This is a genomic window from Deinococcus malanensis (genome assembly GCF_014647655.1).
In the GTDB taxonomy this organism is placed as follows: domain Bacteria; phylum Deinococcota; class Deinococci; order Deinococcales; family Deinococcaceae; genus Deinococcus; species Deinococcus malanensis.
Map to the genome: position 1 here is coordinate 129,004 of NZ_BMPP01000003.1, position 26,567 is coordinate 155,570.

General features: G+C 66.2%; 25 protein-coding genes and 1 riboswitch. Of the genes, 10 read left to right on the forward strand and 15 right to left on the reverse strand.

The features are described 5' to 3' along the window. Window positions 1-24: 24 nt before the first annotated feature. The 11 genes from IEY49_RS04615 to IEY49_RS21335 all read right to left on the reverse strand — a co-directional run bounded on the left by IEY49_RS04615 (window position 25) and on the right by IEY49_RS21335 (window position 11,027). Window positions 25-1,116: a CobW family GTP-binding protein gene (locus tag IEY49_RS04615; protein WP_189005025.1), complete on the reverse strand. Its 1,092-nt coding sequence runs from the start codon at window positions 1,114-1,116 to the stop codon at window positions 25-27. 27 nt (window positions 1,117-1,143) lie between these two features. Beyond that, the gene (gene cobJ, locus IEY49_RS04620; protein ID WP_189005027.1) at window positions 1,144-2,811 is read right to left on the reverse strand and encodes a precorrin-3B C(17)-methyltransferase; all 1,668 of its coding nucleotides are present in this window, start codon (window positions 2,809-2,811) and stop codon (window positions 1,144-1,146) included. After that, window positions 2,808-3,575 (reverse strand): cobalamin biosynthesis protein, encoded by a 768-nt coding sequence (locus IEY49_RS04625; protein ID WP_189005030.1) that lies wholly within the window; start codon window positions 3,573-3,575, stop codon window positions 2,808-2,810. The genes cobJ and IEY49_RS04625 overlap by 4 nt, the downstream gene beginning before the upstream one ends. Further along, window positions 3,572-4,348 (reverse strand): precorrin-4 C(11)-methyltransferase, encoded by a 777-nt coding sequence (gene cobM, locus IEY49_RS04630; RefSeq protein WP_189005032.1) that lies wholly within the window; start codon window positions 4,346-4,348, stop codon window positions 3,572-3,574. The genes IEY49_RS04625 and cobM overlap by 4 nt, the downstream gene beginning before the upstream one ends. Further along, the gene (cobI, locus tag IEY49_RS04635) at window positions 4,345-5,070 is read right to left on the reverse strand and encodes a precorrin-2 C(20)-methyltransferase (protein ID WP_189005033.1); all 726 of its coding nucleotides are present in this window, start codon (window positions 5,068-5,070) and stop codon (window positions 4,345-4,347) included. Before cobI ends, cobM begins: the two co-directional genes overlap by 4 nt. Then, window positions 5,067-6,212 carry a cobalt-precorrin-5B (C(1))-methyltransferase CbiD gene (gene cbiD, locus IEY49_RS04640; RefSeq protein ID WP_189005035.1) on the reverse strand — a complete coding sequence of 382 codons (1,146 nt, stop codon included), beginning with the start codon at window positions 6,210-6,212 and terminating at the stop codon, window positions 5,067-5,069. Before cbiD ends, cobI begins: the two co-directional genes overlap by 4 nt. Before the next feature lie 11 nt (window positions 6,213-6,223). Next, window positions 6,224-7,792 (reverse strand): precorrin-8X methylmutase, encoded by a 1,569-nt coding sequence (locus IEY49_RS04645; protein ID WP_189005037.1) that lies wholly within the window; start codon window positions 7,790-7,792, stop codon window positions 6,224-6,226. Window positions 7,793-7,797: 5 nt separating this feature from the next. Beyond that, the gene (locus tag IEY49_RS04650; RefSeq protein ID WP_189005039.1) at window positions 7,798-8,484 is read right to left on the reverse strand and encodes a cobalt-precorrin-7 (C(5))-methyltransferase; all 687 of its coding nucleotides are present in this window, start codon (window positions 8,482-8,484) and stop codon (window positions 7,798-7,800) included. Between the two features lie 85 nt (window positions 8,485-8,569). Next, entirely contained in the window at window positions 8,570-9,190 is a 621-nt protein-coding gene (cobO, locus tag IEY49_RS04655; protein ID WP_444542414.1) for a cob(I)yrinic acid a,c-diamide adenosyltransferase, read from the reverse strand. Then, complete coding sequence (locus tag IEY49_RS04660) at window positions 9,187-10,065, reverse strand: ABC transporter substrate-binding protein (protein ID WP_189005040.1); 879 nt, start codon at window positions 10,063-10,065, stop codon at window positions 9,187-9,189. Before IEY49_RS04660 ends, cobO begins: the two co-directional genes overlap by 4 nt. 149 nt (window positions 10,066-10,214) lie before the next feature. Next, a riboswitch (cobalamin riboswitch) is annotated at window positions 10,215-10,370 on the reverse strand. A 450-nt stretch (window positions 10,371-10,820) separates the two neighbouring features. Further along, on the reverse strand, window positions 10,821-11,027 hold the full coding sequence (locus tag IEY49_RS21335) for a hypothetical protein (protein WP_308424638.1): 207 nt from the start codon (window positions 11,025-11,027) through the stop codon (window positions 10,821-10,823). Between the two features lie 668 nt (window positions 11,028-11,695). On the opposite strand from IEY49_RS21335, the gene IEY49_RS21340 reads away from it, so the two are divergent. Both IEY49_RS21340 and IEY49_RS04675 read left to right on the forward strand, forming a co-directional pair. Continuing rightward, on the forward strand, window positions 11,696-11,929 hold the full coding sequence (locus IEY49_RS21340) for a nitrite reductase (NAD(P)H) small subunit (protein ID WP_229780629.1): 234 nt from the start codon (window positions 11,696-11,698) through the stop codon (window positions 11,927-11,929). 35 nt (window positions 11,930-11,964) lie between these two features. Next, window positions 11,965-12,741: a uroporphyrinogen-III synthase gene (locus IEY49_RS04675; RefSeq protein ID WP_229780630.1), complete on the forward strand. Its 777-nt coding sequence runs from the start codon at window positions 11,965-11,967 to the stop codon at window positions 12,739-12,741. 418 nt (window positions 12,742-13,159) lie between these two features. Here the strand turns inward: IEY49_RS04675 and IEY49_RS04680 are convergent, their stop codons facing one another. Both IEY49_RS04680 and IEY49_RS04685 read right to left on the reverse strand, forming a co-directional pair. After that, window positions 13,160-13,498, reverse strand: coding sequence for a hypothetical protein (locus tag IEY49_RS04680; protein WP_189005043.1), 339 nt, complete (start codon window positions 13,496-13,498; stop codon window positions 13,160-13,162). Between the two features lie 173 nt (window positions 13,499-13,671). Then, window positions 13,672-14,055: a hypothetical protein gene (locus IEY49_RS04685; protein WP_189005045.1), complete on the reverse strand. Its 384-nt coding sequence runs from the start codon at window positions 14,053-14,055 to the stop codon at window positions 13,672-13,674. A 276-nt stretch (window positions 14,056-14,331) separates the two neighbouring features. Between IEY49_RS04685 and IEY49_RS04690 the strand changes: the two genes are divergently transcribed. After that, window positions 14,332-15,447: a helix-turn-helix domain-containing protein gene (locus tag IEY49_RS04690; protein WP_189005047.1), complete on the forward strand. Its 1,116-nt coding sequence runs from the start codon at window positions 14,332-14,334 to the stop codon at window positions 15,445-15,447. After that, window positions 15,411-16,628: a hypothetical protein gene (locus IEY49_RS04695; RefSeq protein WP_189005048.1), complete on the forward strand. Its 1,218-nt coding sequence runs from the start codon at window positions 15,411-15,413 to the stop codon at window positions 16,626-16,628. Before IEY49_RS04690 ends, IEY49_RS04695 begins: the two co-directional genes overlap by 37 nt. 167 nt (window positions 16,629-16,795) lie before the next feature. Here IEY49_RS04695 and IEY49_RS04700 read toward each other — a convergent pair whose 3' ends face one another. Both IEY49_RS04700 and IEY49_RS04705 read right to left on the reverse strand, forming a co-directional pair. Then, window positions 16,796-17,830, reverse strand: a complete 1,035-nt coding sequence (locus IEY49_RS04700) for a hypothetical protein (RefSeq protein WP_189005050.1) — start codon at window positions 17,828-17,830, stop codon at window positions 16,796-16,798. Between the two features lie 274 nt (window positions 17,831-18,104). Then, window positions 18,105-18,500, reverse strand: a complete 396-nt coding sequence (locus tag IEY49_RS04705; protein WP_189005051.1) for a hypothetical protein — start codon at window positions 18,498-18,500, stop codon at window positions 18,105-18,107. Window positions 18,501-18,697: 197 nt separating this feature from the next. On the opposite strand from IEY49_RS04705, the gene fdhF reads away from it, so the two are divergent. The 6 genes from fdhF (at window position 18,698) to IEY49_RS04735 (ending at window position 26,542) form a co-directional block, all read left to right on the forward strand. Further along, window positions 18,698-21,697 carry a formate dehydrogenase subunit alpha gene (gene fdhF / locus IEY49_RS04710; RefSeq protein WP_189005053.1) on the forward strand — a complete coding sequence of 1,000 codons (3,000 nt, stop codon included), beginning with the start codon at window positions 18,698-18,700 and terminating at the stop codon, window positions 21,695-21,697. Beyond that, window positions 21,697-22,197, forward strand: coding sequence for a helical membrane plugin domain-containing protein (locus IEY49_RS04715; RefSeq protein ID WP_189005055.1), 501 nt, complete (start codon window positions 21,697-21,699; stop codon window positions 22,195-22,197). The genes fdhF and IEY49_RS04715 overlap by 1 nt, the downstream gene beginning before the upstream one ends. 9 nt (window positions 22,198-22,206) lie before the next feature. Beyond that, window positions 22,207-23,055, forward strand: a complete 849-nt coding sequence (gene fdhD / locus IEY49_RS04720) for a formate dehydrogenase accessory sulfurtransferase FdhD (protein WP_373291847.1) — start codon at window positions 22,207-22,209, stop codon at window positions 23,053-23,055. Between the two features lie 55 nt (window positions 23,056-23,110). Beyond that, window positions 23,111-24,517 carry an L-lactate MFS transporter gene (locus tag IEY49_RS04725; RefSeq protein ID WP_189005057.1) on the forward strand — a complete coding sequence of 469 codons (1,407 nt, stop codon included), beginning with the start codon at window positions 23,111-23,113 and terminating at the stop codon, window positions 24,515-24,517. Window positions 24,518-24,519: 2 nt separating this feature from the next. Next, window positions 24,520-24,657 (forward strand): MFS transporter small subunit, encoded by a 138-nt coding sequence (locus IEY49_RS04730; protein ID WP_189005059.1) that lies wholly within the window; start codon window positions 24,520-24,522, stop codon window positions 24,655-24,657. 103 nt (window positions 24,658-24,760) lie between these two features. Beyond that, window positions 24,761-26,542 (forward strand): sensor histidine kinase, encoded by a 1,782-nt coding sequence (locus IEY49_RS04735; protein ID WP_189005060.1) that lies wholly within the window; start codon window positions 24,761-24,763, stop codon window positions 26,540-26,542. Window positions 26,543-26,567 lie beyond the last annotated feature (25 nt).

The window sequence follows — 26,567 nt, forward strand, 5'->3', positions numbered from 1 at the left end:
CTCACCTGAGTACGCAGCCTCATGTCAGGCCCACCGTTGCGGCAGGGCTTTCTGCAGGGCCTCGGTGACCTTTTTGCGGCTGATGTGATAGCCGATAAAGATCAGCTCGTTGGGAGCGCCGGCCCGGGCGGGAGCCGGGTCCGTCTCCACGCGCGAGCGCACGGCCTGCAACGCGTACCGGCTGCCGTCCGTTGCGTTGACGAAGCCTTTGACACGCAGCACCGGAAACACACGGGCTACGTTCTGCACTGTGCGCAGCAGTTCAGGAACGTTCTGGACCTCGTCACTCGTCAGGCGGAAGGACTGCCAGCCGGGATCGTGCTCATGGAAGTGCTGATGGGTGCTGAGGCTGTGCACGTGCGCGTCCAGGTCGCCGTGCGAGTGACCGTCGAGGCTGGTGTGGTCGTGCAGCGGCACCGACAGGTCACCGGGCGTGCCACTGACCGGCGCCTGATGGGCCGCGCTGCGCCTGGAGCCGTGCAGGTTCAGGCCCAGGGTCAGCTGGGTGTCGAGCCTGGCGCCGTACGCCAGTTCCAGGAAGCGCACGCGCGGGGCGCGGTGGCGCACGTCGGCCTCGGCCTGCAGCAACTGTGCGTCGTCCAGGCTGTCAATCTTGTTCAGAACCGCAACGTCGGCGTACTCCAGCTGCGCGTCGAACACCCGGGAGGCGGCCTCGTCGGTCTGTGCCTGGAAGGCCCCTTCCAGCAGCAGCGGCGTGTCGACCACCACCAGCGTGGCGTCCAGGGCGAAGTCACCGGCAAACTCAGGCGTTTCCAGCGTGACCATGATGGCGGTAGGCACCGCCAGACCGCTGGTCTCGATCAGCACGTGGTCGAAAGTGTGCCGCCGGGACTGCAGCGCCCGGAGCGTGCGGGCGAAGGCGTCACCTTCACCGCCGTAGGCCAGCAGTCCGCCGTGCACGTCATGCAGCTCGACGCCCTGTTCACGGGTGTCCAGCAGCGGCGCGTCGATGCTGACCTCGCCAAATTCGTTGACGATCACGGCCAGCGTGCGGTCGTGCGTCTGGGAAAGCAGGTTGTTGAGCAACGTGGTTTTGCCGCTGCCCAGAAAGCCGGTAACGATAGTGACAGGGGTTTTCAGATGTCCAGGGATCATGTTGAGCTCCAGTTCGGGAAATAGCGATCAGAGTTGTTTCACAGCCGCAAGAACATCGCGGGCGTCGTGCATGGCGCCACTGACAGCCGGTGGGCGCTGCACGACGATCAGGGGCACGCCCAGGTCGCGGGCGGCGGCCAGCTTCGCGGGAAAACCGCCTTCGTCTCCGCTGTCCTTGGTGACCACCGCGCCGATGTTCCAGGCCCGCCACTGCGCGGTATTGAACTCCCGGGTGAAGGGCCCGACCATGGCGCAGAGGTTCGCCGGGTGAATGCCCAGGTCCAGGGCACGCTCGATCACCTGAGGCTGCGGGGTCAGGCGCACGAAGACCTCAGCCCCGGGCGCGGCACGCATGAAGGTGTCCAGGTCCTTGCTGCCGGTGGCCAGGAACACCCGGCTGTAGGCAGAGGCGGCGCGGGCCGCGGCCTCGAAGTCCGGCACGAGGTGGATTCCACTGCGGTCGTCCGGCACGGCGCTGGGCCGCTCGTAACGCAGGTAGGGCAGCCCCAGCTCGGCTGTCAGCGTCTGGACCTGAGCGGTGATGGCCACAGCGTAAGGATGGGTGGCGTCCACCACGGCCCTGGCTCCGGTCAGCGCTCGCCGGCGGGCCTCCATGCCTCCGGGGCCGCTGTACAGGCTGAGATTCGGGTGACTGGGGGCCACGCGGGCTCCCAGATCCGAGGCGACACTCAGCACCACCTGCTCGCCGGCCTCGGCCAGCTGCACGGCCAGGGCGCTGCCGTCGCGGGTGCCGGCAAACACCCACACGGCACCCGAGGGAAGCGCCCTGGCCTCGGGTGCCCGGGAGCTGGCGTCAGGGGTCTCGGCGCCCGCCTGCCAGTCGTTGTACCCGCGCGGGGTGTACATCCAGCGTCCTTTTCGGGTGGTGAAGCGGTTGCCGATCACGATGGTGGTCAGCATGTCGAAACTCTGGTCCAGCAGTTCCGAGAGGGTGGTGACCCGCACCTCCTGGTCCTCGCGGTAGGCGTTGCGAACCACGCCGCAGACTGTGTCGGGGCCCTTGTGCTGCAGCATCAGGCGCAGGACCCGGTACACACCCTCCTGGCGGGTTTTGCTCTGGACGTTGTACAGCACGCACGCCAGATCAGCCTGCGCGATGTGGCGCGCGCGGTGCTCGATCCACTCCCAGGGGCACAGCAGATCCGAGAGGCTCAGGGTGGCAAAGTCGTGGGTCAGCGGCGAGCCCAGCAGGGACGCGCAGGCTGTGGCGGAGGTGATTCCCGGAATAACCTCGACCTCAAAGTCAGATTCCGGGCTGCCGGGTTCAACCGGCAGATCCTCGAACACCAGCCCCGCCATCGCGTAAATGCCGATATCGCCCGAGCTGACCAGAGCCACCCGGTATCCTTCGCGGGCTTTCTGGATGGCCAGTTCCGCGCGGTATTTTTCCTGGGTCAGGGGCGGCGTCAGGATTTCCTGCGTGCCCAGCAGGGGCCGCACCCACTTCAGATACAGGTCATAGGCGACGATGACCTCGGCTTCCTGCAGCGCCCGCCGGGCGCGTTCGGGCACCAGTTCCAGCGTTCCGGGACCCACGGAGACCAAACTGAGTTTCCCCTTGCGTCCTGCCGGTGCAACGCTTTGCCCGAAGGCTCCGGGGTCAGGCTGCCCGGCCGTGAGGTGCGCTGCGGGGCTGCCTGCGGCTGCCCAGGTTTCTTTCATTTCTCCGTTCATGTTCTCCAGCTCCTGTCTTCCACCACCGCCACAGCCACACCGTTCAGGGCTGTTTTCGGCACGATCAGCTGTCCCCGGGGACTGGCCAGCAGGGCGCAGGGCTCACAGACGCCTGCCACACCCACGTTCTGCTGGACCCACTCGCTTGCCCGGGTGACGAAGGGACGCGCGGCAAGGTCCGCGCGGGCAAAGACCCGCAGCGGCAGCTCGTGCCGTTCGCAGAAGGCCAGCAGCCCGGCCTCATCCGCCTTGAGATCCACCGTGGCGACCTCGTGCACGTCACTCAGCGGACGCCCGCCCAGGGCCTGCTGCACCGCCGCCTCGATCTGCTCTGAGCTGACGCCCCGTCGGCACCCGACACCCACCGTCAGGGGCTTCACGGCCTCGGTCGCGGTGGTAACCACCGGCACCGCACCGGTGAGGCGGGCCACCCGGTAGGCCAGGGCGTTACCGCCCCCCTCGTGACCGCCCAGCAGCGCCACGGCGAAGCGCGCCGCGTCGTCGAGCACAACCACCGCTGGGTCGCTGTGCTTGCTGCGGGGCAGTCCAGCCAGAAAACGGACCGCGATGCCGGTCGCCCCGATCAGCACCCAGGAGCGGGCGCCATGAAAAGCCTGCGCAAAGGCTTCCCGCTGGACCTGCCCGGTGGCCCACGGCCGGTGCAACACCCCGCCCAGGGCCAGGGCCAGCCCGTCTGCCAAGGGCTCAGTTTCGGCCCGGACCGGCCAGATGCCCAGGCCTGCAGGTGCGGCGGGTGCGCTCACCCCTCTCCTGTATGGGCGCGGCGGAAGCGGTGAGCGTAGGCCGGGTCGTACAGCCGGCTGACCTCCTGCAGTTCGGTCGGGTCGTGCAGCGCCGGGCTGACCAGGAGCATGGTCGTCAGCGTCCAGTCGCTGAGTTTCAGGCCGCCCAGCAGCGTGCCCAGCGTGGCGACGTGGCGCCGCTCCTCGGGCTGTGAGGCCCGCTGGACCAGGGCGGCGGGCGTTTCTGGTGGGTAGTGCCGCAGCAGCTCGGCCACGTTCTGCTCCAGCTGGTGCCCGCCCAGAAACACGCACAGGCTGGCCTGGTGGGCCGCCAGACTCGCCAGGTTCTCGGCGTCCGGCACCGGGCTCGCCCGGCCCGAGGCCCGCGTCAGGATGACGGTCTGGGTGACGCCCGGGCGGGTCAGTTCCGCGCCCAGACTGGCGGCGCAGGCGGTAAAGCTGCTGACTCCAGGTACGACCTCATAGGCGATGCCCAGCTCACGCAGCGCCCGCATCTGCTCGGCGGTGGCGCCGTAGATGGCCGGGTCGCCCGAATGCACGCGGGCGACGTCCAGTCCCTCCTGCTGGGCGCGGCGGTACAGGCTGATCTGCTCCTGGAGGTCCAGGCTGGCCGTGTTGAAGCGTTCGGCGTCCGCAGAGGCGTGTTCGAGCACGGCCTCCGGGACCAGAGATCCGGCATACAGGATCACGCGGCACTGGCCAAGCAGCCGGGCGCCGCGCAGCGTGATCAGGTCGGCGGCCCCTGGGCCGGCACCAATAAAGTAGACCTTCAAGAAAACCTCCGGGGGGGGTGTTTGCGAATCAGCAGCACGCTCAGGTAGCCCAGCCTGCCGGCTTCGGGCCGCACGTTCAGGGAAGGCAGCACCACTTCGCCGTCCAGGCCCAGTCGGTGGGCCAGGGCGCAGTGCTCCAGGATGTTCATGTTCTGAAGGAGGTCCAGCACACCGTTCAGGCGCCGCCCGACTTTCATCAGGACCACCACGTCGTTGTGCTCGATGTCTGCCGTTAGGGTCGACAGATCGTCGGGACAGGGCAGGATCAGCACGCGCTCCTTCCCCTCACCCAGCGCAAAACCGGTCATGGCCGCTGCCGTGGCGTAGCTGGTGATGCCAGGCAGGACCCGGCGCGGCAGTTCCGGTGCCTCGCGTTTCAGGGCGGCGACCAGATAACCCAGCGTGCTGTAGGTCATGGCGTCGCCGATGGTCAGGTACGCGACGCTCTGGCCCTGCCGTCCCAGCGCTGCGATCTCGCGCGCCAGGGCGGAGTAATGCTGCCCGATGCGCCGGTCGTCGCCGTCCATCAGGAATTCCACCTCGCGCACGCGCTGACGGGGAAAGTCCAGGCTGCGTAGGGCTTCCAGTGCCACCGACGTCTCTGACACCCGTGAGCGGGGGGCAAAGATGTGATCCACCCGCCGCAGAATGTCCAGCGACGCGACAGGCAGCAGCCCGGCGGGCCCCGGGCCTACGCCCAGGCCGTAGAACATGCCGGTCATGCGCCGCCTCCGGTGCGGGCCTCACCCAGTGGGGTGCCGTCCAGGGCGAACAGTGCCACCTGGACATGTTCAGCAGCCGGCGCACGCTCCTGAAGCGCCCCAGCGATCTGCCGCGCCGTCTCCGACCACACGGCAGCGCCCTGCGGGTGGGGTGCCAGCAGCTCCACGCAGGCATCGACCGTATTGGCCCCGGAGAGGGCGTCCACCATGACCGGGCCCAGGTTCAGCTCAGCGGCCACCCGCGCCAGGGCGTTCATGGCCATCCCGCTGTGGCTGCTGTGGGTGTTCCAGTCGCCATTCAGAACCTTGGCCAGCTTGCCCGGGTGCCCCGCGACCAGCAGCAGCGGCAGCGCGTAAGGCAGTTCGGTCAGCGCCTCCTGCAGAGCGTCCACTCCCGCGCCGACAAAGTTGCTGATCTGCACGATCTTCTCGCGCTGGATTCCCAGGGTCTGCTCGGCGTAATCCCGGCCCAGCTTGCCCGGCGTGAACACCACTGCCGCCGGGCGCGCATGGGCCGCCACCCGCACCTCGACTTCCACGGAAGCGGCGTAGGCTTCCAGGCTCATCGGCTCGACCACGCCGGTCGTGCCCAGAATCGAAATTCCGCCCAGGATACCCAGCCGCGGATTGAAGGTGCGCCGGGATATTTTCTCCCCATGCACGCAGCCCACCGTGACGGCGAAGGCCTCATGCCCAGCAACTTCGTGAGCGGCCCGGCGCATCATGTCGCGCGGGACCGGGTTGATGGCCGGCTCACCCACCGGCACCCGGATGCCCGGGGCGGTCACGGTGCCCACGCCCTCCCCCGCGTGAAAGGTCATGGGGGAAGAGCTATCTGCACCTGCCAGGAGCGTCAGCCTCACCCACAGGGTCGCGCCATGAGTCGCGTCCGGATCGTCGCCGCCGTCCTTGACGACCTCGGCGTAGGCTCCGGAGTCGGTGAGCTCCACCCGCTGTACCGGAATCCGCAGGCCCAGGTCACCACCCGGGAGCGTGATCTGCACGGCGCCCGGGACCTCGCCCCGGTACAGCAGCGTCAGGGCAGCCTTCAGGGCCGCTGTGGCTGCGCTGCCGGTGGTAAAGCCGCGCCGCAGCCCGTTGGGCGCGGGCTGGCTCAGGTCAAGAAGTGGACGGGCGGGCATGACGAACACGCTCACTGGTCGCGGCCCAGGTCCGCGAGGCGGTTCTGGGCCTGGATCATGCAGGCGTTGACCACGCTGCTGGCCCAGGGACTGCCGCCACGGTACCCGCTGTTGGTAATACGCGGCACGCTGAGGCAGGTGCGCAGCGCGGCCTTGCTCTCCTGGGTGCCCACGAAGCCCACGGGCAGGCCGATCACGAGGGCCGGGCGCCAGTGCCGCTCGCGGATCAGGCGCACGGTCTCGAAAATCGCTGTGGGCGCGTCACCAATGGCCACGACGCAGTCATTGCCGAATTTCTCGTACGCCCGCCGGATGCCGGCTGCCGAACGGGTCAGGCCGGTCTGGCTGCTCAGCAGGTGAGTCTCGGCGTCATGGACCCCGCACCACACCTGCACGCCCAGGCGGGCCAGAACCTCGCGCTTGAGGCCGCTGTGGACCATGGTTACGTCGGTGACTACCGTCAGGCCGCGCAGAATGGCCTGGATGCCGGCTTCCACCGCTCCGGGCGAGAACGACAGGTCCTCCACGATGCCCGGGTCTCCGGCAGTGTGCACCAGCCGCTGCATGGCGTACCGGTCCGAGGACGGTACCGTGCTCCAGTCGCGCAGCGTCTCGATGATCTCGAAGGACTGCTGCTCGATGGGATGAGGTACATAGTGGGGAACCGTTTTGGGTTCGGCTTCCGTCTTGCCCGCGCCCAGCAGCCCGCGCACCGCGCCGTGATGACTGACCTGCGCCTGTCCCTGCTGCGCCTCGTACCCGATGACCTGCACGCGGTACTTGCACAGCGAGCAGTTCATGTGCCCCTGCCCCTGCACGCCCTCGCGGGAGCGCTCCAGAAACACCTGCGCCACCTTGCGGTGCGGGCCCAGATGCGAGGCCGTCAGGAATTCGGTCCCTGACCAGCGCTGTGCGGCAGCCGCCACCGCGTCCCGCACCCGCCGCGCCAGCACGCCGTCGAACAGCAGGTACGGAAACACGATCACGCGCTCGAAGCCCATCGCGGCGGCGCGCGCCAGGCCCGTTGGCAGGTCGGGCCGTGCCGTGCCGCTGTAGCACACCAGACTCGCCCCATACCCCAGCCCCTCTTCGAGAAAGCGGGCCAGTTTATGAATATCCCCGTTGGCGTCAGGGTCAGTGGTGCCGCGTCCGACCACCAGCAGTAGGGTGCGGTCCCGGCGCACTTCCTTGCCTGCAGACGTCTCTGCCTCGATCAGGCGCTCGCGGCACACTTCCAGCAGCAGCGGGTGAAGATCCATCGCTGCGCCGTAGTGAAAGGTCACTTCCGGAAACTCGCGGCGCAGCGCGTTCAGCTCGCTGGGCAGATCGTTCTTCGCGTGCGTGGCGGCCAGCAGCACGCCCGGCACCATCACGATATTCCGGGCACCGGCTTCGACGGCTGCCCGCGCCGCCTCGTCCAGGGTGGGCGTGTTGAACTCCAGAAAGCCGTGAGTGATGATCCGCCCGGGCTCCAGGGCCCTCACCTCGGCCACCAGCTGCTCGAACTGCGCCTGGCTGGCCGGGTCGCGGCTGCCATGGGCGGCCAGAACCACCGCGTAGTCGTCCAGAGGGGCATTCATAGCGCTCACCGTTCGCCTTCCAGCCCGGTCGGCATGGGCGTCAGCGCACGGATCAGCATGATGCTCATGTCGGAGAAGTCCCGTCCCTCCAGGTCTGTCAGGGTGCCGGTCCATTCCGCTTCCTGCCGGGTCAGGTTTTCCCAGACCTCCACCCGGTGGGCCGTGCTGGCCCCGCCGGCCAGCAGATACGTCGCGATATCCCGTGGCATGAAGTCCCACGGACGCGGAATGACGATGGCGTTGCGCCCGGCACGCAGCACTTCGCGCAGATGCGTTTTGAACGGAGTCAGGTCACCGCGGCGGTGAAAGGTCAGAAAGGTCGTCTCGTCGAAGCAGACCCGGCCGCGGCTGGCCAGCACTTGCGCGCTGGAAATGCCCGGCACCGTCTCGACCTGATGCCCACAGGCGGTTTCCACCCGATCCAGGTACTGGAAGCCGCTGAAGTGAATGTCGCCCATGAAGACGACGGCGCACTTCTGTCCAGCGTGGTGAAGCTCAGCGACCTCTTCCAGCCGGGCCACCTGATCGCGGTAGCCCATCGTCACGATCCGGGCTTCCGGAGCAATCAGCGGACGCACCACGTCCACCACCGCGTCAAAGCCAGCCACGACGTCTGCCTCGCGGACCAGCCGCGCGCCTTTCTGGGTCAGAAAATCCAGGTGTCCGGGCCCGGCGCCAATGCAGGCGATCACGCCAACCTCGACAGTGAGGCGAGTGCAACGGCATTTTTTCGGGGCCACATGCCCCGGGACACGGGAGACATCGGATCCGGGCGCATCAGTATTCGATTCCCGTCTGAGCCCCGATGCCCGAGGCGTAGGCATGTTTGACGGGGTTGATTTCACTGACCGTATCGGCCAGCTCGACCAGTTCCGGCAGGGCGTCGCGGCCAGTGATCACGACATGCAGCTTCGGGTCGCGCGCACGCAGGGTCTGCTCGACCTCTGCCCAGCTGACCCAGCCGTATTTCAGCGGGTAGGTGAATTCGTCAAGCACAATCAGGTCGTACTCGCTGCTCTCGATGGCTTCCCTGGCCAGCGTCCAGCCGTGCGCAGCCATGTCGGCCGAGTTCTCCAGATTGCGCGAACGCCAGGTAAACCCGTCGCCCAGACCCTCGTACGGGAGGCCCAGCGCGTCCAGCGTGCGGTGCTCGCCGAACTTCGCGTTCTCGTGTTTCAGAAACTGGAACATGCGGGTCTTCAGGCCGCGGCCGTGCGCGCGCATCATCAGGCCCAGGGCGGCGGTGGTCTTGCCCTTGCCCTTGCCGGTATTCACGATGACCAGCCCCCGGCGGCCCTTGCTGATGCCCTCGGCCTTCTGGTGGGTGTCACGTGCCTCGGCCAGTTCCTTCATGGCCTGCTCGCGCCGTACCCGGGTGGCCTCGTCAGGCCCGCTCACTTCAGGGCCTCAGGGTGCAGCATGCGGATCAATGTGCGCAGGGCCACGGCCAGACGCGGTCCGGGGCGACTCAGGGCGTCACGTTCCTCATCGGTGGGCTTGTACACCTTGAGGGCCTTCACAGCCTGAAGGCCGCCCCAGCCGGGGCGCTTGCGGGCGTCATCCAGGTTCAGCCCCACCATCACCTGCGGGTCGGCTTTGACGATCAGTTCTGGGTCAACCTTGGGAAAGTCGCCCAGGCGCGCCGGGATGATAGTCTGGCCACCGGCTTTCTGCAGCAGCACCCCAATGAACGAGTTCGGGCCGACGCTGTAGGGGCTGGGGTCCACCTCGTAATAGGTGCTGACTTTGGGCCGCTTCTGCACGCTGCGCTGCAAGACGTTCAGATCGGTGCGCATGGACGTGATCAGGCGGGTAGCTCCTGCCTCCCGGTTGGTCAGCCGGCCCAGCACTCCAATCTTCTCGAAGACCTCGTTGTAGGTCTGCGCCGTGCCGCCGTACACGGTGAGGCCGGCAGCGGCCAGTTTCTCGGTCAGGCGGGAATCGGTGGACTCGTTGGCCAGCACCAGATCCGGCTTGAGGGCCACGATGGCCTCGATGTTGGGTGAGAAGCCGCTGCCCACTTTCGGCAGCCTGTCCACCACGTTCTTCGGATAGTTGCTGAAGCGGTCCACGGCGACCAGCTTGTCACCGGCGCCTATGGCCACCAGCGTTTCGGTGTGCGACGGCAGCATGGCCACGATGCGCCGGGGTTCTTTGGGCAGGGTTACGCTGCGGCCCAGGTCATCGGTCACCGTCAGGGGATAGCGGGTGGCCGAGGCCAGGCTGGACAGTACCAGGACACTGAGGACAAGGGCAGAACGGGGGAAATGCATGACAGGTCAACTCCGGCGTGCACGGCGGAAAAAGACCGGAGGGGGCGCACAGCAAAAACCCACTCCAGCCAGGGCCAGAGCAGGTGCGGGGAAGCAACCTCAATATGCGGCCCTCTGACGACGAGAGGTGTCCTTCAGGCCTGTTTTGGCCTTCAGCGACGTCCCCGGGTGGTATTCGGGCTCGCAGGTCAGGGCCTGCATACCGTTGCGCGACAGCGCCGGAATCTCACCGGACTTCCCCAGACGCACCGTGATGTGGTCGCGTCCCTGCTCGTGTGGCAGGCTCCCAGGTCCCGGCATGCTAGCAGAGCCGGCCGTGCTTCATCCTGAAAGGTCGGGGACCGCGCGCAGGCCGGTATCTTCATGTGCACTTGAAAGGTCAGCCAGGAGCGCGGAGATGGTCTTGAAACTAGCTGCCAAGCATGGCAAGGTCTCTGCGATCAATCACGCGTGTCTCGCCTTCTGGTGCCTGATGCTCGCAACGAGAGCACGTGCGTGGGTCGATAGCGTAGCTCACGGCGCCACGATTCCTGGCCGCCTTTTGGACCTGCATGACCGGCGGCAGTGTCTCAGCGATGTAGGCGTCTACCAGCCGGATCAGGCCCCAGGTGCCAGTAACTTCGAGGGAGAACCCAGGCTGCGGTCGTCCCCGGCGGTGCGGGCGTAGGCCAGCGCCTCGACCCAGCTTAGCGGGACCAGGGTGCCGTTCCGGCACAGAAGGGGCTGGGTCGGACATTCAGGAGGGCGCAGGTGACTCAGCGCGGCCAGGGCCTTCTTACAGAGGGCGCCGCGTACCACCGGGCAGTCCCTGGGGGCGTGATCTTCTCTGGCCGGTTCCGTTCCAGGTGCAGTTCGAAGTTGCACTGCCCGGCGCAGTACGGGCAGGTGGTGCGGAAGAGGGACAGCGAAGAGAGCGGCGTAACCTTGCCGCACATGCCGAACAATACAAACCAAAAAGTCATGGTGTTTGCACTTTGTGAAAAGAGCGCGTAACAAAATGCATCCTCCTATGACTCATATGGAGAATTGGGTGTATCGGTTGCTTAGTGTTCAAAAAATACTTGACATATCGCATATTCTGGGGCTCAATGGGCCCTACGTCCGGCCATATGAGCCGGACCGGGAGGAACTATGAGCACATCGGCCGTCCCCTACCTCTTAATCGTCGGAAACGGTATGGTCGGCCACCTCTTGCCTGACGCTTTGCGGGCGTGGGCTGGTCTACAGGACCAGCATTTAACTGGGGCAGCTCGAAGGCGGCGTGGAGTACCTGCGTTACGTACTCATGGACGTCCGCCTGGGCCTGCGTGGAACTCGACGGGGCCATGCGTCAGCACATCAGCACCTGCCACGGCGAGTGGGCGACGCCGGCTGGCCCCGAACGGGTAGTGCGCTCTCACACGCAGATCCGACCCGCTGACCGGCACGACCTCAGGCCCCAGCCCATGGTGGCGGCACCAACTGAAGCCTGCATCCTTCCACGGAGAGATCCCATGACCCTGATTTCCGAGCTCAAATCTGCCCTATGTCCCACACTGCCCCCCGGGAAGTGCCTATGTGCCCTGAACGACATTCTTCCCGGTAAAGGCGTCTGCGGGCTGGCCGGCGGCCAGCAGAGCGCTGCACGGACGTGGGTTCACACTGGGCAACCGCGATCCGTTCGCGGGCGCCAACGTCCTGCCACGTGGTGCTGACCGGCAGCCCACATGCCAGTGGCACGCTGCGTCTCAAGGTCGCCTCGCTGCTGCTCAAGCACGCGCTCGACCTGGAAAGCGGCGTCAGCCTGGACGACGCGCCCGTGCGCGTACTGGTGTACGAGGCGCGCATTGACGGAGGTGAGGTATGGATTGGTTCGGAGGCTTGAGGGTCCTGAGTCTGGAGTCCCGCCGCTCGGAGGAAATGACCACCCTTATTCAGAAGTACGGTGGCGTGCCCACCGTGGCCCCGAGTATGCGCGAACAGAAGCTGGACCTGACGGCCGCCGTGTCTCATTTCGAGACGGACCTCCGTGCCGGGCAGATTCACACCGTGGTGTGCATGACCGGCGTGGGTACCCGGATATTCCTTCGGGACCTGCTGGCCCGTGACGCCAGCACCCTGGACGCCCTGAAAAACGTCCCGTTTATGGTGCGGGGGAGCAAGCCCGCGCAGGTGCTTCAGGACTTCGGACTCAGTGGCGTCAGCGTGCCGCGTCCGCACACCTGGCACGAGGTGCAGGACCACCTGGTCGGCGCCCTACAGCCAGAGCAGCACGTGGTCATGCTGGAATATGGCGACGCCCCCCCGGCCGCCATGCTTCGCTCGCTGGCACAGGCGGGTATCCGCGTGACCAGCGTCCCGGTGTATCGCTGCGTCTTTCCCGCCGACACGCTGCCGCTGGCCCGTGCCATCCGCGACACCGTGCTGTTCGGGCAGGACGTGCTGCTGCTGTCGAGTGGAACGCAGGTGCTGCACCTGCTGAAGTTTGCAGAGCGCCTGAAGCTGCGGGACGAACTGTGCGCGGCCCTTCACCGCATGGTGGTCGTCAGCATTGGACCTGCGTGCAGCGAGAGTGCCGGCGAACTGGGGGTGCGTATCGATCTGGAATGCAGTCCGCACAAGATGGGCATTCTGGTGCGAACAGCCGCCGAGCACGCGCCGGCACTGCTGCGCCAGCGCCTGGACCGGGTCAGCTGAGAAGACCACGGCCAACGGGCCGGGAACCAGCGGTAACAGGCAGGTCTCCAGCGGAACACCGCAGACCGGCATCGTTATGGACGCATCTCGCCTCCTGCCGCAAAGGGCGGCTCCCCTCGGGACGTCTGGGGCCGGTTCCGCTCTTCGTGCCCTTTTATCCTCGCGGACTTCCAGGCCTATAACGGGTTACCGGTGATGACCGTATGGGGCACCGGTCAGCCCCGGAGCAGCACGACGACTGTGGCATGAGGTGATCTCCCGACGCTCCCCGCTTCCTGCACTCCGTCAGTTCCAGCGATAGCTGCGGCTGGTTGCCCAGCGAGGATGGACATGAAGCCTGATTCGCTGGGCAAGGTCCCGCTGCCGCTCAGGGTTGACCAGCACGTTGGTTCCCCCCGCGGCGTTCCTCCAGGATCAATCAGTCAGCCGCCAGCTTGCGGTACTCCTCGGCCAGAAACGTCAGCAGCTGGTTGTAGTAGTGGTCGTCCGGGCTGACATTCGTCATGAAGGCGGCAGTGGTCAGCAGGCTACTCGTCTCCTCACTGAACATGTCAGGCGCCGCCGCTTTGAGGGTGTGAAGTTGCTTAAGCAGTGCAGCCCGGGTCTCCTCCTCCTGTGCCGGAGTACTCGGGGCCTGCCCCAGCAGCGCAAACACCGGTTGAAGGGGCGTGGGAAAGCCGGCTTCCACGTGCCGGAAGCCATCGTGTTCACGCCGGGCATTGAAGGTCTGACCGGGCTCTGCATCCGCGTGTTCCATAGGTCAGGATACGCAGCCGGAAGGCAGATCCGGGGTCAGGCGGCTTTCTCCCAGGTAATTTGGTGGACACAGGCTCAACAGGCGTCACGTTCAGGCCCTCATCGGCGAAGGATCCATGCAGTAGAGCAGCGGCCCGAAGACCGCCGTCGCCTGGTGACATGGGAGCCAGCGCGTCAGCGCGCGGGGCCGATGTACGGGAGAACATGCCCGAGATCCGCGAGGCGTGGTTTGCAGGTGTCCTCGACCGGTGTGTAGTACAGCGCCACCGGCCGCTGGCCCATTTTGATCACGCGGACCTCGTAGACGGCACGTGCGCACTCGGGCATGGTAGGGGGCGCGTTCTGAACCTGCATGGTCATGCGGCCGTCCGCAAAGCGGACTGTGCCGGAAGGAAACGGCGCGCGGGGCGCTGCGGTGCTCTCGGGCGTGGCCCCGAGTGCGAAGCTGCCGTCGGCGTTGTAGCGGATAAAGCCCATGTTGCCGGACGGGGCAAACAGCGGGTTGCCCTGATACTGCTTCCAGATGCCGGTGATGTCCGAAATTTTGGTGGCCAGCACGATACAGGGCACACTCCTGCCATTGACGCACGGAACCAGTGGGGTTCGTGGTGCACTGGCGCCCGGCGGCTGGGAAGGAGTCTGGACTGCTGAATTTTGGGCGACCGCGGACGGACCCACTGAGGTCTGGGCAAGGGTAGAGCCGCACAGAAGCACGCTGAGCATCAGGCACTTGTTCATGGTGGTCCTCCTGTCTCCGGAGACGTCTGCATTACATCCCCAAGAGGCCCCAGCCACAAGCTTTTTGTCGTGCCAAACGTCGTGCCAGGAGGCGGGATGACACACGACGGGGGCTTCGGGCGGTGGGTCTATGCGCGGCGCCGCGAGCTGGGCGTCACGCAGAAGAAGCTGGCGCGGCTGGTCGGCTGCTCGCCGGTCACCATCCAGAAGATCGAGGAAGGCCGCCGGCGTCCATCGCCTCACTTGGCCGAAGCCCTGGCCACGCACCTGGACATCACCGCAGACCATCACGGGCTGTTTCTGGAAGCCGCGCGCCAGCCCTCTCCGGTCGAACGGACGCCCGCGCCACCCGGGCGGACACCAGTCGTGCCGGTTCCGGTCACCCCGCTGCTGGGACGCGATCACGAACGGGTAGCCCTGACGGACCTGCTGGTCCAGACCCCGCGGCGGCTGGTGACCCTCACGGGCTCGCCCGGTGTCGGCAAGTCCCGTCTGGCGGAGGAACTGGCGCACGACCTGCTGGCCGCTTTCGACGAGGTGCAGTTCACCGGCCTGGCCGCACTGACCAGCCCAGGTCAGGTCTGGCCGGATGTCGCACGCGGCTTCGGTCTGTCAGGAGGCTCCGGGCCACTGCTCGACCGGCTGGGCACCCGGCTGGGGGAGGGCCGGGTGCTGCTGGTGCTGGACAATTTCGAGCACCTGATGGACGCTGCCCCGGGCGTGACGGCGCTGCTCGAGCGCGCAGCCGGGTTGCGCGTGCTGGTGACCAGCCGCGAGGCGCTCCGGGTCAGCGGGGAGCAGGTCTGGCCGCTGGCGCCCTTGCCACTTCCTGGCCTTGACGACGCTTGCTCTGACATCAGCCGGAATCCGGCGGTCGCGCTGTTCATGGAACGTGCCACCGCCGTCTGGCCCGGTTTCAGGCTGGAGCCGGGAAACACCGGGCAGGTGGCAGACCTCTGCCGGAAGCTCGATGGCCTGCCCCTGGCGCTGGAACTGGCCGCAGGACAGGTGGGCATCCTGAGCGTCGAGGAACTTCACGCGGAACTGCAGACCGCGTTGCTGCTGCGCCTGGGTGGCGGCCCCGTAGACCGCCCGAGCGGCAGCGCAGCGTTCTGGCCGCCATCGCCTGGAGCTACGAACGGTTTTCTCCCGCACTGCAGGCTGGACTGCAGCATTTGGGTATCTTCTCGGGCGGGTTCACGGCCACAGTAGCCGAGGCCCTGGGTGTGATCCGGCCGGAACTTGATGCCCTAGTGCGGGTCAATCTGGTACAGCGGGACGGCTCAGGCGGCCGGTATGAACTGCTGGAGACCGTGCGGGCGGTCGCGCTGGAGCAGCTGGCCGGATCGGGTGAGTCTGAAGCGGTTCATCTGGCACACGCCCGGTACTACCGGGAGGCGCGCGAGGGCTATGACTGGAACGAGTGGGCCTGGATGGCCGCCGAGGTCGGCAACCTCCGGTCCGCCCTCCGCTGGGCCATGGCCCGGCAGGAACCTGAACTTGCGCTGCAGCTCACGCTGGGCATGAGCTGGTTCTGGGAATCACGCGGTGATCAGCGTGAGGCCCTGTCGTGGTATGAGCAGGCGCTAGCGCTTCCCGGTGACCTTGATCCTCTATTGCGCCTGCGCGGTCTTTATGGGGCGGCCACGCCTGCCTGGCAGATGGGCCTGTTCGGCCGGGTTCAGGCCCTTCTTCAGGAGTGCCTGGATCTGGCACGGGACGGCGGATGGCCAGACTGGCAGGGGCGCGCCCTGATGGCACTGGGACGGGTCGCGCTGGAACAGGGTCACGCTACCCGGGCGCTGGACCATCTGCATCCCGGCCTGGAACTGGTCAGGCAGCATGGCGACGCCTTTGACCAGGTGGCCACGCTGTATCACCTGGCCGATGCCTCGCTGGCAGAAGGTCATCATGACCATGCTCGTGCGTACGCCGAAGAGGCCCTGGATCTGTGCTGCATTCATCCTGGTCTCTTCTGGCACCGGCTCGTACAAACCCTGCTGGGCGAACTGGCTCTCGCCCAGGGCCAGTTCGCCGAGGCCCGCGCTTACCTGGCGCAAGCCAATGACCAGTCAGGTCACTGGCGGTCTTCGTCCATAGTGCTGGCCGTTCAGGCGACCTGCTTCGCTGTACCCGGAGCAGATGAACAGGACCTGATGCACGCTGCCCGTCTGTGGGGAGCCATAGAAGCGCACGAGGACGCCAGGGCCCAACGATTTTCCGTGCCTTATCAGGCCCGGCTCGACCGGTATGTCCAGTCTGCCCAGGCCCGCCTGCCGAAGGCCACGTGGGACCGGGCCTGGGCAGAGGGACGTGAAATGGGACTGCAGGGAGCCGTGGTGGCGGCCCGCCCGCCGCAAGTGAGCCATGACCATCCGGAGGAGCAGTGTTGAGAAGCGTCGGTCTGGTGCACTGCGCCCTCGCTGGGATCGGTGCGTTCCGGGCCGAATGGGCTGAGGGTGGGACCTCCCAGTTCCCTGGTTCGTGCCTGAGGTAGGCAGGGGTCCGCTGACTGGGCGCAGCTGTAGCGCCGCGGCAGAACTGAGCCCGGCACCTCCGCTCAGGCGCTCTGGGCCTCTGCGGGAAGCGTCGGGGGCACCACCAGCGCACTGAGGGCCACGCCGCCCAGCCCGGCCATGACCGAGATGCCCAGCCACAGCTCCAGGCTGAGCTCACTCAGGCCCAGTACTGCCGCACCGCCGAGGTAAGGCGCCCATACCAGCATGGGCAGCAGAAAGGCGAAGCCCCGCAGCGCCCATGGCCGCGCCGGAGACGGTCTTAGGGCCACCAGAAACCCGTCCGCCACGAGGCCCGCCAGGAGCAGCAACAGTGGAACACGCCACTCTCCAGGCATCATCATCAAGCTCATCATCAGGGTATTCAGACCGTAGATGACCGTGACAGACCCGAAAGGCAGCTGGAAACGGCGCAGCAGCAGCAGGACCGGTGCGGTCATGATCAATGCGGTCAGCAGCACGCTGCCGAGGGCCCCACGCCCCTGGCCGGCACCGAAGGAGACGCTCAGCAGGCCCCACAGGTACATGTTCATGAACGACACCAGGCTGAGCAGGGCCAGGGTGGCCAGTACGCCCGTCCAGACCACCCCGGGGGGCGCCTTACGGGCCGTGGGCGTGCGCCAGGCAGACACCAGCGGGGCCGAAACGATGCAGGCGGCCCCCAGAAAGAGCACCAGATGGGTCGGCGAGAGCAGGGCCTCGACCCCGACCTCGATGCCGAACACGGTGTGCCAGGCCATATCCCCCAGTCCACCCAGGGCGAATACTGGCACGCCAAGCGCCGCCAGTTCATACCCCTGCGGCAAAGCCAACAGGCCCCGTCGGCCTGCGCGCCAGCCGCGTTGTCCCAGCCACCCCACCCAGGCCGCAACAGCTAGAAATCCTGAGTAGAACAGAGCATGCCAGGGTGTGAAGAACGTTTCCAACCGATCACCCAGGTGGTTATGGGCCCATCCGTCCACAAATAGACCCATGATCAGCCACCATGCCAGACCGATGGTGATCAGGTTCTGGGCAGGGGTGGTGCGGTATGGAACCCCGTTGTTCGCAGGGCGTGCGGCAGGTACCGTCGTGGTCATGGACCAGTGTAGGCATACCCGGCCGTGCAGGCAGCCCCAAAGTTGGGCGCGGCCCACCGTGGCCGCCATGTCGCAGCTTGCCCCTGAGGCTGCTCCCCGTCCAGGGGGTGCCTGTGCCCCGGTCTCAGCTCACCGCCGTGGAGACGCCGTCGTGTCGCGGCGGCCCTGGTTTTCCTGTACATATGGGTTTACCGGTTGCGGTATCTGGATCGGCACGACACCGTGGACCTGATCTCACCTGATGGTGAAGCGAGGTGATTGGGGTCCGCCGGCCCTATTTGTCCCAGCGGATGTCCGGATTCTCTCCTGCAGCAGGTGACCCGGTGGTGTCCTCATTTGTCAGGGAATCCGGGGCGCCGCCATCTTCCTGATCTCGCTGGGCCATTCCCGCTCCGGTGCGTTCCGGAGCAAATGCACTGCGTGGATCGGCGGTCGACATGCTGGCGCCGGTGGCACTGTTTGTACCGGTGCTGTAAGGGCTGGCCTCGTGCTGGGGGTCGGACTGGCGGGTCCCGGTCCCGCCCCTGACATGCTGCATGTCCGCACCAAAGGGACCGCTGCCTTCGTCGTGGTGCTCTTCAACCGCTTCGGTGTCCGGGGGCTCAGGCTGCTTCAGGGCGCTGCCAGCGGGTTCCTGGCGACTCGGTATGGGCAGGTCATCATGTTCCATTTCAGCCTCCCGGGCGCATCACATTGTTGCGCCTTCCGGCTCACTGTTGCGGGGAAGCAGGCTGGTGAACTGTCAGCCGGGCCGCCAAGTCGAAATGAGTAAAGAAACGATGGGCTTCCGGGGCTGTGCTTTTCGTTTGATATGGAGAGGTTCGCCTACACTGGCGGCACGTCAAAACACATTCCGGGAGGCTGGCTTTGAAACCGTCTGACACCGAAGTAGTTATTAATGCGTCCGCGTACCCGGCCCGGGTCGGTGAACCGCTGATCGATGTCCTCAACCGCTCGGGTGTGGAGTTGCCGCAGGTCTGTTATCACCCTCAGCTGGGGCCGATCCAAACCTGTGATACCTGCATCATCCAGGTCAACGGCGAGCTGACCCGGGCCTGCGGCACCACCGTGACCGCCGGCATGCGGGTCTCCACCGAGACCATGGAAGCCCGCCAGGCACGCGTGAGCGCCTTCGACAAGATTCTGGGCAACCACCTGCTGTACTGCACGGTCTGCGACAACAACAACGGCAACTGCGTGGTGCACAACACCACCGCCCTGATGAAGGTGCAGCATCAGGTCACGCCCTACCATCCCAAGCCTTACCTGAAAGACGAGACCAATCCGTTCTACCGCTATGACCCGGACCAGTGCATCCTGTGCGGACGCTGCGTGGAGGCCTGCCAGAACCTGCAGGTCAACGAGACCCTGACCATCAACTGGGAAGACCCGCATCCGCGCGTCCTGTGGGACGGGGGGCGGCCGATCAACGAGTCGAGCTGCGTGAGCTGCGGCCACTGTGTCACGGTGTGTCCCTGCAACGCGCTGATGGAAACGTCCATGCTGGGCGAGGCCGGGCTGATGACCGACATGCCGCTGCCCGTGTTCCAGCAGGCGGTGGACCTCGTCAAGGCCGCCGAGCCCAGCATCGGCTACGGACCGATCCTGACGCTGTCGGACACCGAAGCGGCGATGCGTGACCAGAGCATCGAACGCACCAAGACGGTCTGCACCTACTGCGGCGTGGGCTGCAGCTTCGAGGTCTGGACCAAGGAGCGCCACATCCTCAAGATCGAGCCCACGCACGGGCCGGCCAACGGCGTCTCCACCTGCATCAAGGGCAAGTTCTCGTGGGATCACATCAACAGTGAAGAGCGCGTCACCACTCCGCTGATCCGTGAAGGGGACTGGTTCCGGCAGGCCAGCTGGGAAGAAGCGCTGGCACTGATCGCCCGCAAGTTCACCGAGACCCGCCGTCAGTACGGCCCGGACGCGCTGGCCTTTATCGCCTCCTCGAAGTGCACCAACGAGGACTCGTGGATGATGCAGAAACTGGCCCGCGCAGTGATCGGCACCAACAACATGGACAACTGCTCGCGCTACTGCCAGTCGCCGGCCACCATGGGCCTGTGGCGCACCGTCGGCTACGGCGGTGACAGCGGCAGCATCACGGATATCGAGCAGGCCGGGCTGGTCATCGGCATCGGCACCAACACGGCCGAGTCCCACCCGGTGCTGGCCACACGTGTCAAACGCTCGCATAAACTGCGCGGTCAGCGCCTGATTGTGGCCGACCTTCGCGAGCACGAGATGGCCCAGCGTGCCGACCTGTTCGTGCAGCCCCGGCCAGCTACCGACTTTGTGTGGCTTACGGGTGTGACCAAGTACATCCTGGACGAGGGGCTGGAAGACAAGGCGTTTATCAGCCAGTGGGTCAACGGTCTGGACGAATACCGTCAGAGCATCGACCGCTACACGCTGGCCTATGCCGAGGAAGTGACAGGCATCCCGGAGGCGGCCCTGCGCCAGATCGCGCACGAAATCGTGCAGGCCGACGGCACCTGCATCATGTGGGCCATGGGCGTGACCCAGCAGTGCGGCGGCAGCGAGACCTCCACCGCCATCAGCAACCTGCTGCTCGTGACCGGCAATTACATGCGCCCCGGGGCCGGCTCCTACCCGCTGCGCGGCCACAACAACGTTCAGGGCGCTTCGGACATGGGCGCTATGCCCGGCTTTGTGGGCGGCTACCAGAAGGTGGACGATCCCGAGGTGCGCGCAAAATTCGAGGCGAAGTGGGGCGTGCCGCTCCCGACCACCAAGGGCCTGGACAACCACGAGATGGTGCATGCCGTGCACGAGGGCACCCTGCGCGTGATGTACCTCAAGGGCGAGGAAATGGCCATCGTGGACTCCAACGTCAACTATGTGGACGAGGCCTTTGAGAAGCTCGATTTCTTTGTCGTGCAGGACATGTTCTTCACACGCACGGCCCAGTTTGCCGACGTCGTGCTGCCTGCCAGCCCAAGCCTGGAAAAGGACGGCACCTTTACCAACACCGAGCGGCGCATCCAGCGGCTGTACAAGGCCTTGGAGCCTATGGGTGACAGCAAGCCCGACTGGGAGATCATTCAGCTGGTCGCCAATGCCCTGGGTGCGAACTGGAACTACCGCCACCCGAGCGAGATCATGGAGGAAATCGCCAGCCTGGTGCCGCTGTACGCCGGCGTGACCTACGAGCGGCTGGAGGGCTTCAAGTCGCTGCAGTGGCCGGTCCTCCCCGACGGCAGCGACACGCCGCTGCTGTTTACCGAGGGCTTCCCGTTCCCGGACGGCAAGGCGCGGCTGTACCCGGCGGAATTCGTTCCACCTGTGGAGGTCAGCAACGCCGAGTACGACCTGCACTTCAACAACGGGCGCATGCTCGAGCACTTCCACGAGGGCAACATGACCTTCAAGTCTCCTGGTGTGTCGAGCAAGGTACCCGGCACCTTCGTGGAGGTCTCGCCGGAACTCGCCTCCGAACGCGGACTGGAAAGCGGCCGGTTCGTGCGGCTGGTCTCGCGCCACGGGGCGGTGCGGGTGCCGGTGGTCGTCACCAGCCGGGTGCAGGGCAAGCAGCTGTATATGCCCATGAACACCCAGGACGCCCATCAGGCGGTCAACCGACTGACCGGCAGCCACACCGACCTGAGCACCCACACGCCCGCGTACAAGGACACCGCCGTGCGGATGGAGATTCTGCCGGAAATGGGGCCCCATCCGCTGCCGCGCAGCAACCACCGCTACGGCCAGCCCACGCCGCAGCGCGGCGTGGAGGTCGAACGCAAATGGCAGCGCAGCGACTACCTGTTCCCGGGCGCACAGCCCGACCGGGCAGCGGTCGCCCACAGAACCGCACCGGACTTGGTGGGAGGAGATGACTGATGGCCAGGCCCGTCGAATTTGATCCCCGCGTGCTGCTGCCCACGCCCCATGACCGCGTGGCGGCCAGCACGGCCGAGAGTGCGGACGCACTGGCTGAAGCGCTCGAACTCCTGCGCGAACTGCACGAGCACAAGATTCTGCACACGCTGTTACGGGTCGTGCAGGGCGGTCAGGGGCTGTCGGTCCATGCCCTGGAGGTTCTGAACGAGCCGGGCAGCGTACGGGCCGTGCGTAACATGCTGGAACTGGTCAAGGTGCTGGGCAGCGTCGAGCCTGAAGCGCTGACCAGCGTCACAGGCGCCCTGTCCGATGGCCTGAAGGAAGGTGCCAGGAGGGTCCAGGCAGGAGAACGTGCTGGCCTGGGTGAACTGCTGTCGCTGGCCCGTGACCCGGACGTGGGCCTCGCTCTGGGGGCCCTCGTGGGCGTGCTGCGCGGCTTCGGTAAAAGCCTGCGCGAGCGCAGCGCCGAGGGCAGTCCTCCACACGGCCCGCATTCCTGAGTGACCGTGCTGCCGGAGACACCAGCCCAGCGTCCTGTCCTGAGATACACGGCAGGGCAGCTGACGGCCGCCACCGATCAGGTGGTTATAGAAGAGCCGCTGGAGATCCGTCTGATTCATGGTGGTGAAGAGCAGACGGTGGCTGTGACCATGCGGACTCCTGGGGCCGACCACGAGCTGGCGACCGGATTTCTCTACGCCGAGGGTGCCATCCGGGACGCGGCAGATGTACTGAGCCTGTCTCCCTGGCGGGAAGGTGACGTGGAGGCCCCCAATGTGCTGCGCGTCGAACTGCGCTCCGGATTCGCGGCCATGCGCAGCCTGTCGCGCCATACCTTCACCAGCAGCGCATGCGGCGTGTGCGGCACCGGCAGCATCGAGCGGCTGGCGGTGCGCGCCGTGCCGGCCATCTGGACGCAGCCTCCACTGACTGCCGACATCATCCGTGACCTGCCCGCGCAACTGCATGCGGCTCAGCCACTGTTCGCGGCCACAGGTGGTCTGCACGCTGCCGGACTGTTCACGGCCGGCGGCGAGTGTCTGGCCGTGCGAGAGGACGTGGGTCGGCACAACGCCGTGGACAAGCTGATCGGCTGGGCTCTGGGTCAGGGACTGCTCCCCCTGAGCGACCACCTGCTGGCGGTGAGCAGCCGTGCCGGCTTCGAAATTGTGCAGAAGGCAGCTCTGGCTGGTGTGCCGGTCGTCTGTGCCGTCTCCGCCCCCACCAGCCTGGCCATCGAAGTGGCCGAGAGCTTCGGCATCACCCTGGCCGGTTTCGTGCGGGGAGAGCGGTTCAACCTGTACAGCGTCCCTCACCGGGTGAATTCAGGCGGCCGGGCCCTGGATTCCCCGTCCTGACGGCGCCTGCCGGCTCCCACCCTTCCCCCCCAGCCCTTTTTCAGGAGGTTTGTGCATGTCCTTTCTAGACCGTGAACACAGCGTCGCGCCGCCCGGTTACAACCGCTGGCTGGTCCCGCCTGCCGCCCTGGCCCTGCACCTGTCCATCGGGCAGATCTATGCCTACAGCGTGTTCAACAAGCCCCTGGCGGACCATGGAGGCTGGAGCCTGCTGGCGCTGGGGGTCATCTTCCAGATCGCGCTGGCCATGCTGGGGGCCTCAGCGGCCATCTTCGGCAAGTGGGTCGAGCGCGTCGGGCCCCGGCGCACCATGTTCACCGCCGCCCTCTTCTTCGGCGGTGGTTTTCTGGTGGCGGCCCTGGGCGTGGCCACCAAGCAGCTGTGGCTCATCTACCTGGGCAACGGGGTTCTGGGCGGCATCGGGCTGGGACTGGGGTACATCTCCCCGGTGTCGACCCTGATCAAGTGGTTTCCCGACCGTCCGGGTGTGGCGACCGGCATGGCCATCATGGGCTTTGGCGGCGGCGCCATGATCGCCTCGCCGCTGTCGGTCATCATGATGAACAACTTCGGCGGTGGTGTCCCGGCCAATGGCATCACGCAGACCTTCGTGGTGCTGGGATTGGTCTACTTCGTGTTCATGATGTTTGGTGCCTTCACCATCCGGGTGCCGCGCCCCGGCTGGGCGCCGGCTGGTTATGACGTGAATAGCGCCAATGCACCGGGCCACGGCATGATCACCCGCGCCAACGTAGCGGTCGACACGGCTATGCGCACGCCGCAGTTCTGGCTGCTGTTTGCCGTGCTGTTCCTGAACGTTACGGCGGGCATCGGGATTCTGGGGCAGGCGTCGGTGATGATTCAGGAGATGTTCTCTGACACCACGGGAGGACGCACTGCCGTTAGTGCCGCCGCTGCCGCCGGATTTGTGGGCCTGCTGAGCCTGTTCAACATGGGGGGGCGCTTTTTCTGGTCCTCGCTGTCTGACCGCATCGGCCGCAAGACCACCTATGCCATCTTCTTCTCGCTGGGCGCCATTCTGTACTTCCTGATTCCGATTACCGGAAACATAGGGAACGTCGCGCTGTTTGTGATCGCTTCGGCCATCATCCTGACCATGTACGGCGGCGGCTTTGCTACCATTCCTGCCTACCTGCGCGACATGTTCGGGACTATGAATGTGGGCGCCATCCACGGTCGTCTCCTGCTGGCCTGGTCTGCGGCCGCCATCGTCGGTCCTTACCTGGTCAACGGCCTGCGCCAGTCGCAGATTGATGCGGGCGTGCCGCCGGCTGAGGCCTACAACCTCACCATGCTGATCATGGTAGGTCTGCTGGTGGTGGGCTTTATCTGCAACCTGCTGATCCGCCCGGTAGACCCCAAGTTCCACTACAACGAGGCGAACACGGCCCCTGGTCTGCCAGGCGCTGCGTCCACCGCCACCCGTACCTCAGGAGACTGACTATGACGACGCAGAACAAGGAAGAGACGGCCGCCCCTGGAGCAATGATCAAGATGGTGCTGGCCTGGCTGCTGGTCGGGATTCCCCTGGCCTGGGGCGTGGCCCAGACCGTGCTGAAAGCGCTTCCGCTATTTCAGTAATGCAATACGGAGACCAGGCAGGTGCTAAGTGCGCCTGCCTGATCCGTATGCCAGCTGCCTGATGAGTTGCGGTGCAGGCTGAGGGGGTATGGTGAGGTCAGTCATGATGCTCCCCCCTTCCCTCAATGGAACGATTGAGGACCAGAGCAACCGCCTCGCCGCACTGGAGGCGTTTGTTGAGTTCACGGAGGCGGTGGGTACCCAGAGCGACGTCTCGGTCCTGGCCCATCAGGCGATCCGGGTGCTGCGTGCGCGCTTCCCGGACGGCAGCGTCGTGTACTACGAACCCGACGGTGATCTGTGGAGGCCCAGGGTCTGGAGCGAAGATCTCCCGGCTGGCGTGCTCTCGGGTCTGACGCCCGGGCTGCCGCGCAGTCTTCCGGCGTTCGCGGCAGTGCTCAGCCGGCAGGAAGCGGTTTTTATCGACGAGTTGGACGCGGTGCGAGAACAGCTTGCCGGTTCGGAAGAGTACGGGATGGCGGCCAAGGTCCCGCTGATGGTTTCGGGAGAGGTGTGCGGCATCCTGGAAGTGGGGATCAGAGGGCGTGACCGCTGGGGCGAGCAGGATCAGGGACTGGTCCGGGCCGTCTCGCGCAGCCTGACCCTCGCCCTGGAACGGGCCAGCGTGACGGCCCAGCTTGAGGCCCAGAATGCTGAACTCGCCGCACGGACCCGCGCTCTGGGGGCCTTTGCCGAGCTCACCCGCGACCTGAACGTGCACAGTGACTCCCTGGCCCTGGTCAGGACCGCTCAGGAGGTGGTGCTGTCCATGTTGCCGCCCGGCTACGCGGTGTACTACGAACTCGGTGGTGCCACATGGCGCCTGGCGGCGCAGACCGGAGACCTGCGCAACCCCGCGTTGCAGGCCGTGGTGGACGCGGGCTTGCCCTACGAGCAGCCCCGGAACCTGGTCGTCCCCTGGACCACCGGCCGGCCGTTTTATCAGGACCACTACGACACCCACACCGACAGGCTCTATGAGCTGGTCTCGCACGTGAACACCACCGCGTCACTGGCAGTTCAGGTCAACGACGCGCCGGCTGGCGTCTTCTGTGTCGCCCTGTTCGACCGCCGCTGCTGGACCGACATCGACAAGGTCATGCTGGAAACAGTCGTCGGTGCGCTGGGTCTGGCCATCGAAGGCAGCCACGGCGTGGCGCAGCTGACCGAGCAACGGCGCAAGCTGACCGAGGCCAACGAGGAACTCGAAGCGTTTGCCTACAGCGTCTCGCATGACCTGCGCGCTCCGGTGCGGCACATCCTGAGCTTCAACCAGCTGGCGCAGGTCACGCTGGGTGACCGTATGGACGACAGGAGCGCGCGGTACCTGCGGCACGTGGAGCAGGCCGCCGACCGCATGAACACCCTGATCGACGCCATCCTGGCGCTGTCGCGCACCAGCCGGCAGCCCCTGCGCATGGTTCCGGTGGACCTCAACGCCCTGATGACCGCAGTCTGCGCCGAACTCTCCGCCGTGGACTCCGGACGGAAGGTGGAGTGGAAGATTGCGCGCCTGCCGATGGCCTGCGGTGACCCGGAAACCCTCAGGCTGGTGCTGACCAATCTGGCATCCAACGCCCTGAAGTACACCCGGACCCGCGAAACGCCACAAATTGAGGTCTGGAGCGAGGACCGTTCCGTCGAGTGGGCCATCATGATCCGTGACAACGGTGTCGGGTTCGATCCTCGCTACAGCAACAAGCTGTTCGGCGTGTTTCAGCGTCTGCATCAGCAGCACGAGTTTGAAGGGACAGGGGTGGGGCTGGCCAATGTCCGGCGCATCGTCTCACGCCACGGCGGCCGCGTCTGGGCGGAAGGGGCCGTGGGCCAGGGTGCAACCTTCGGCTTTACCCTTCCGAAAGAGCCTCAGGCTGCAGGCGCCTGAGCTCTGGGTCGGAGGAGGGCGCGCG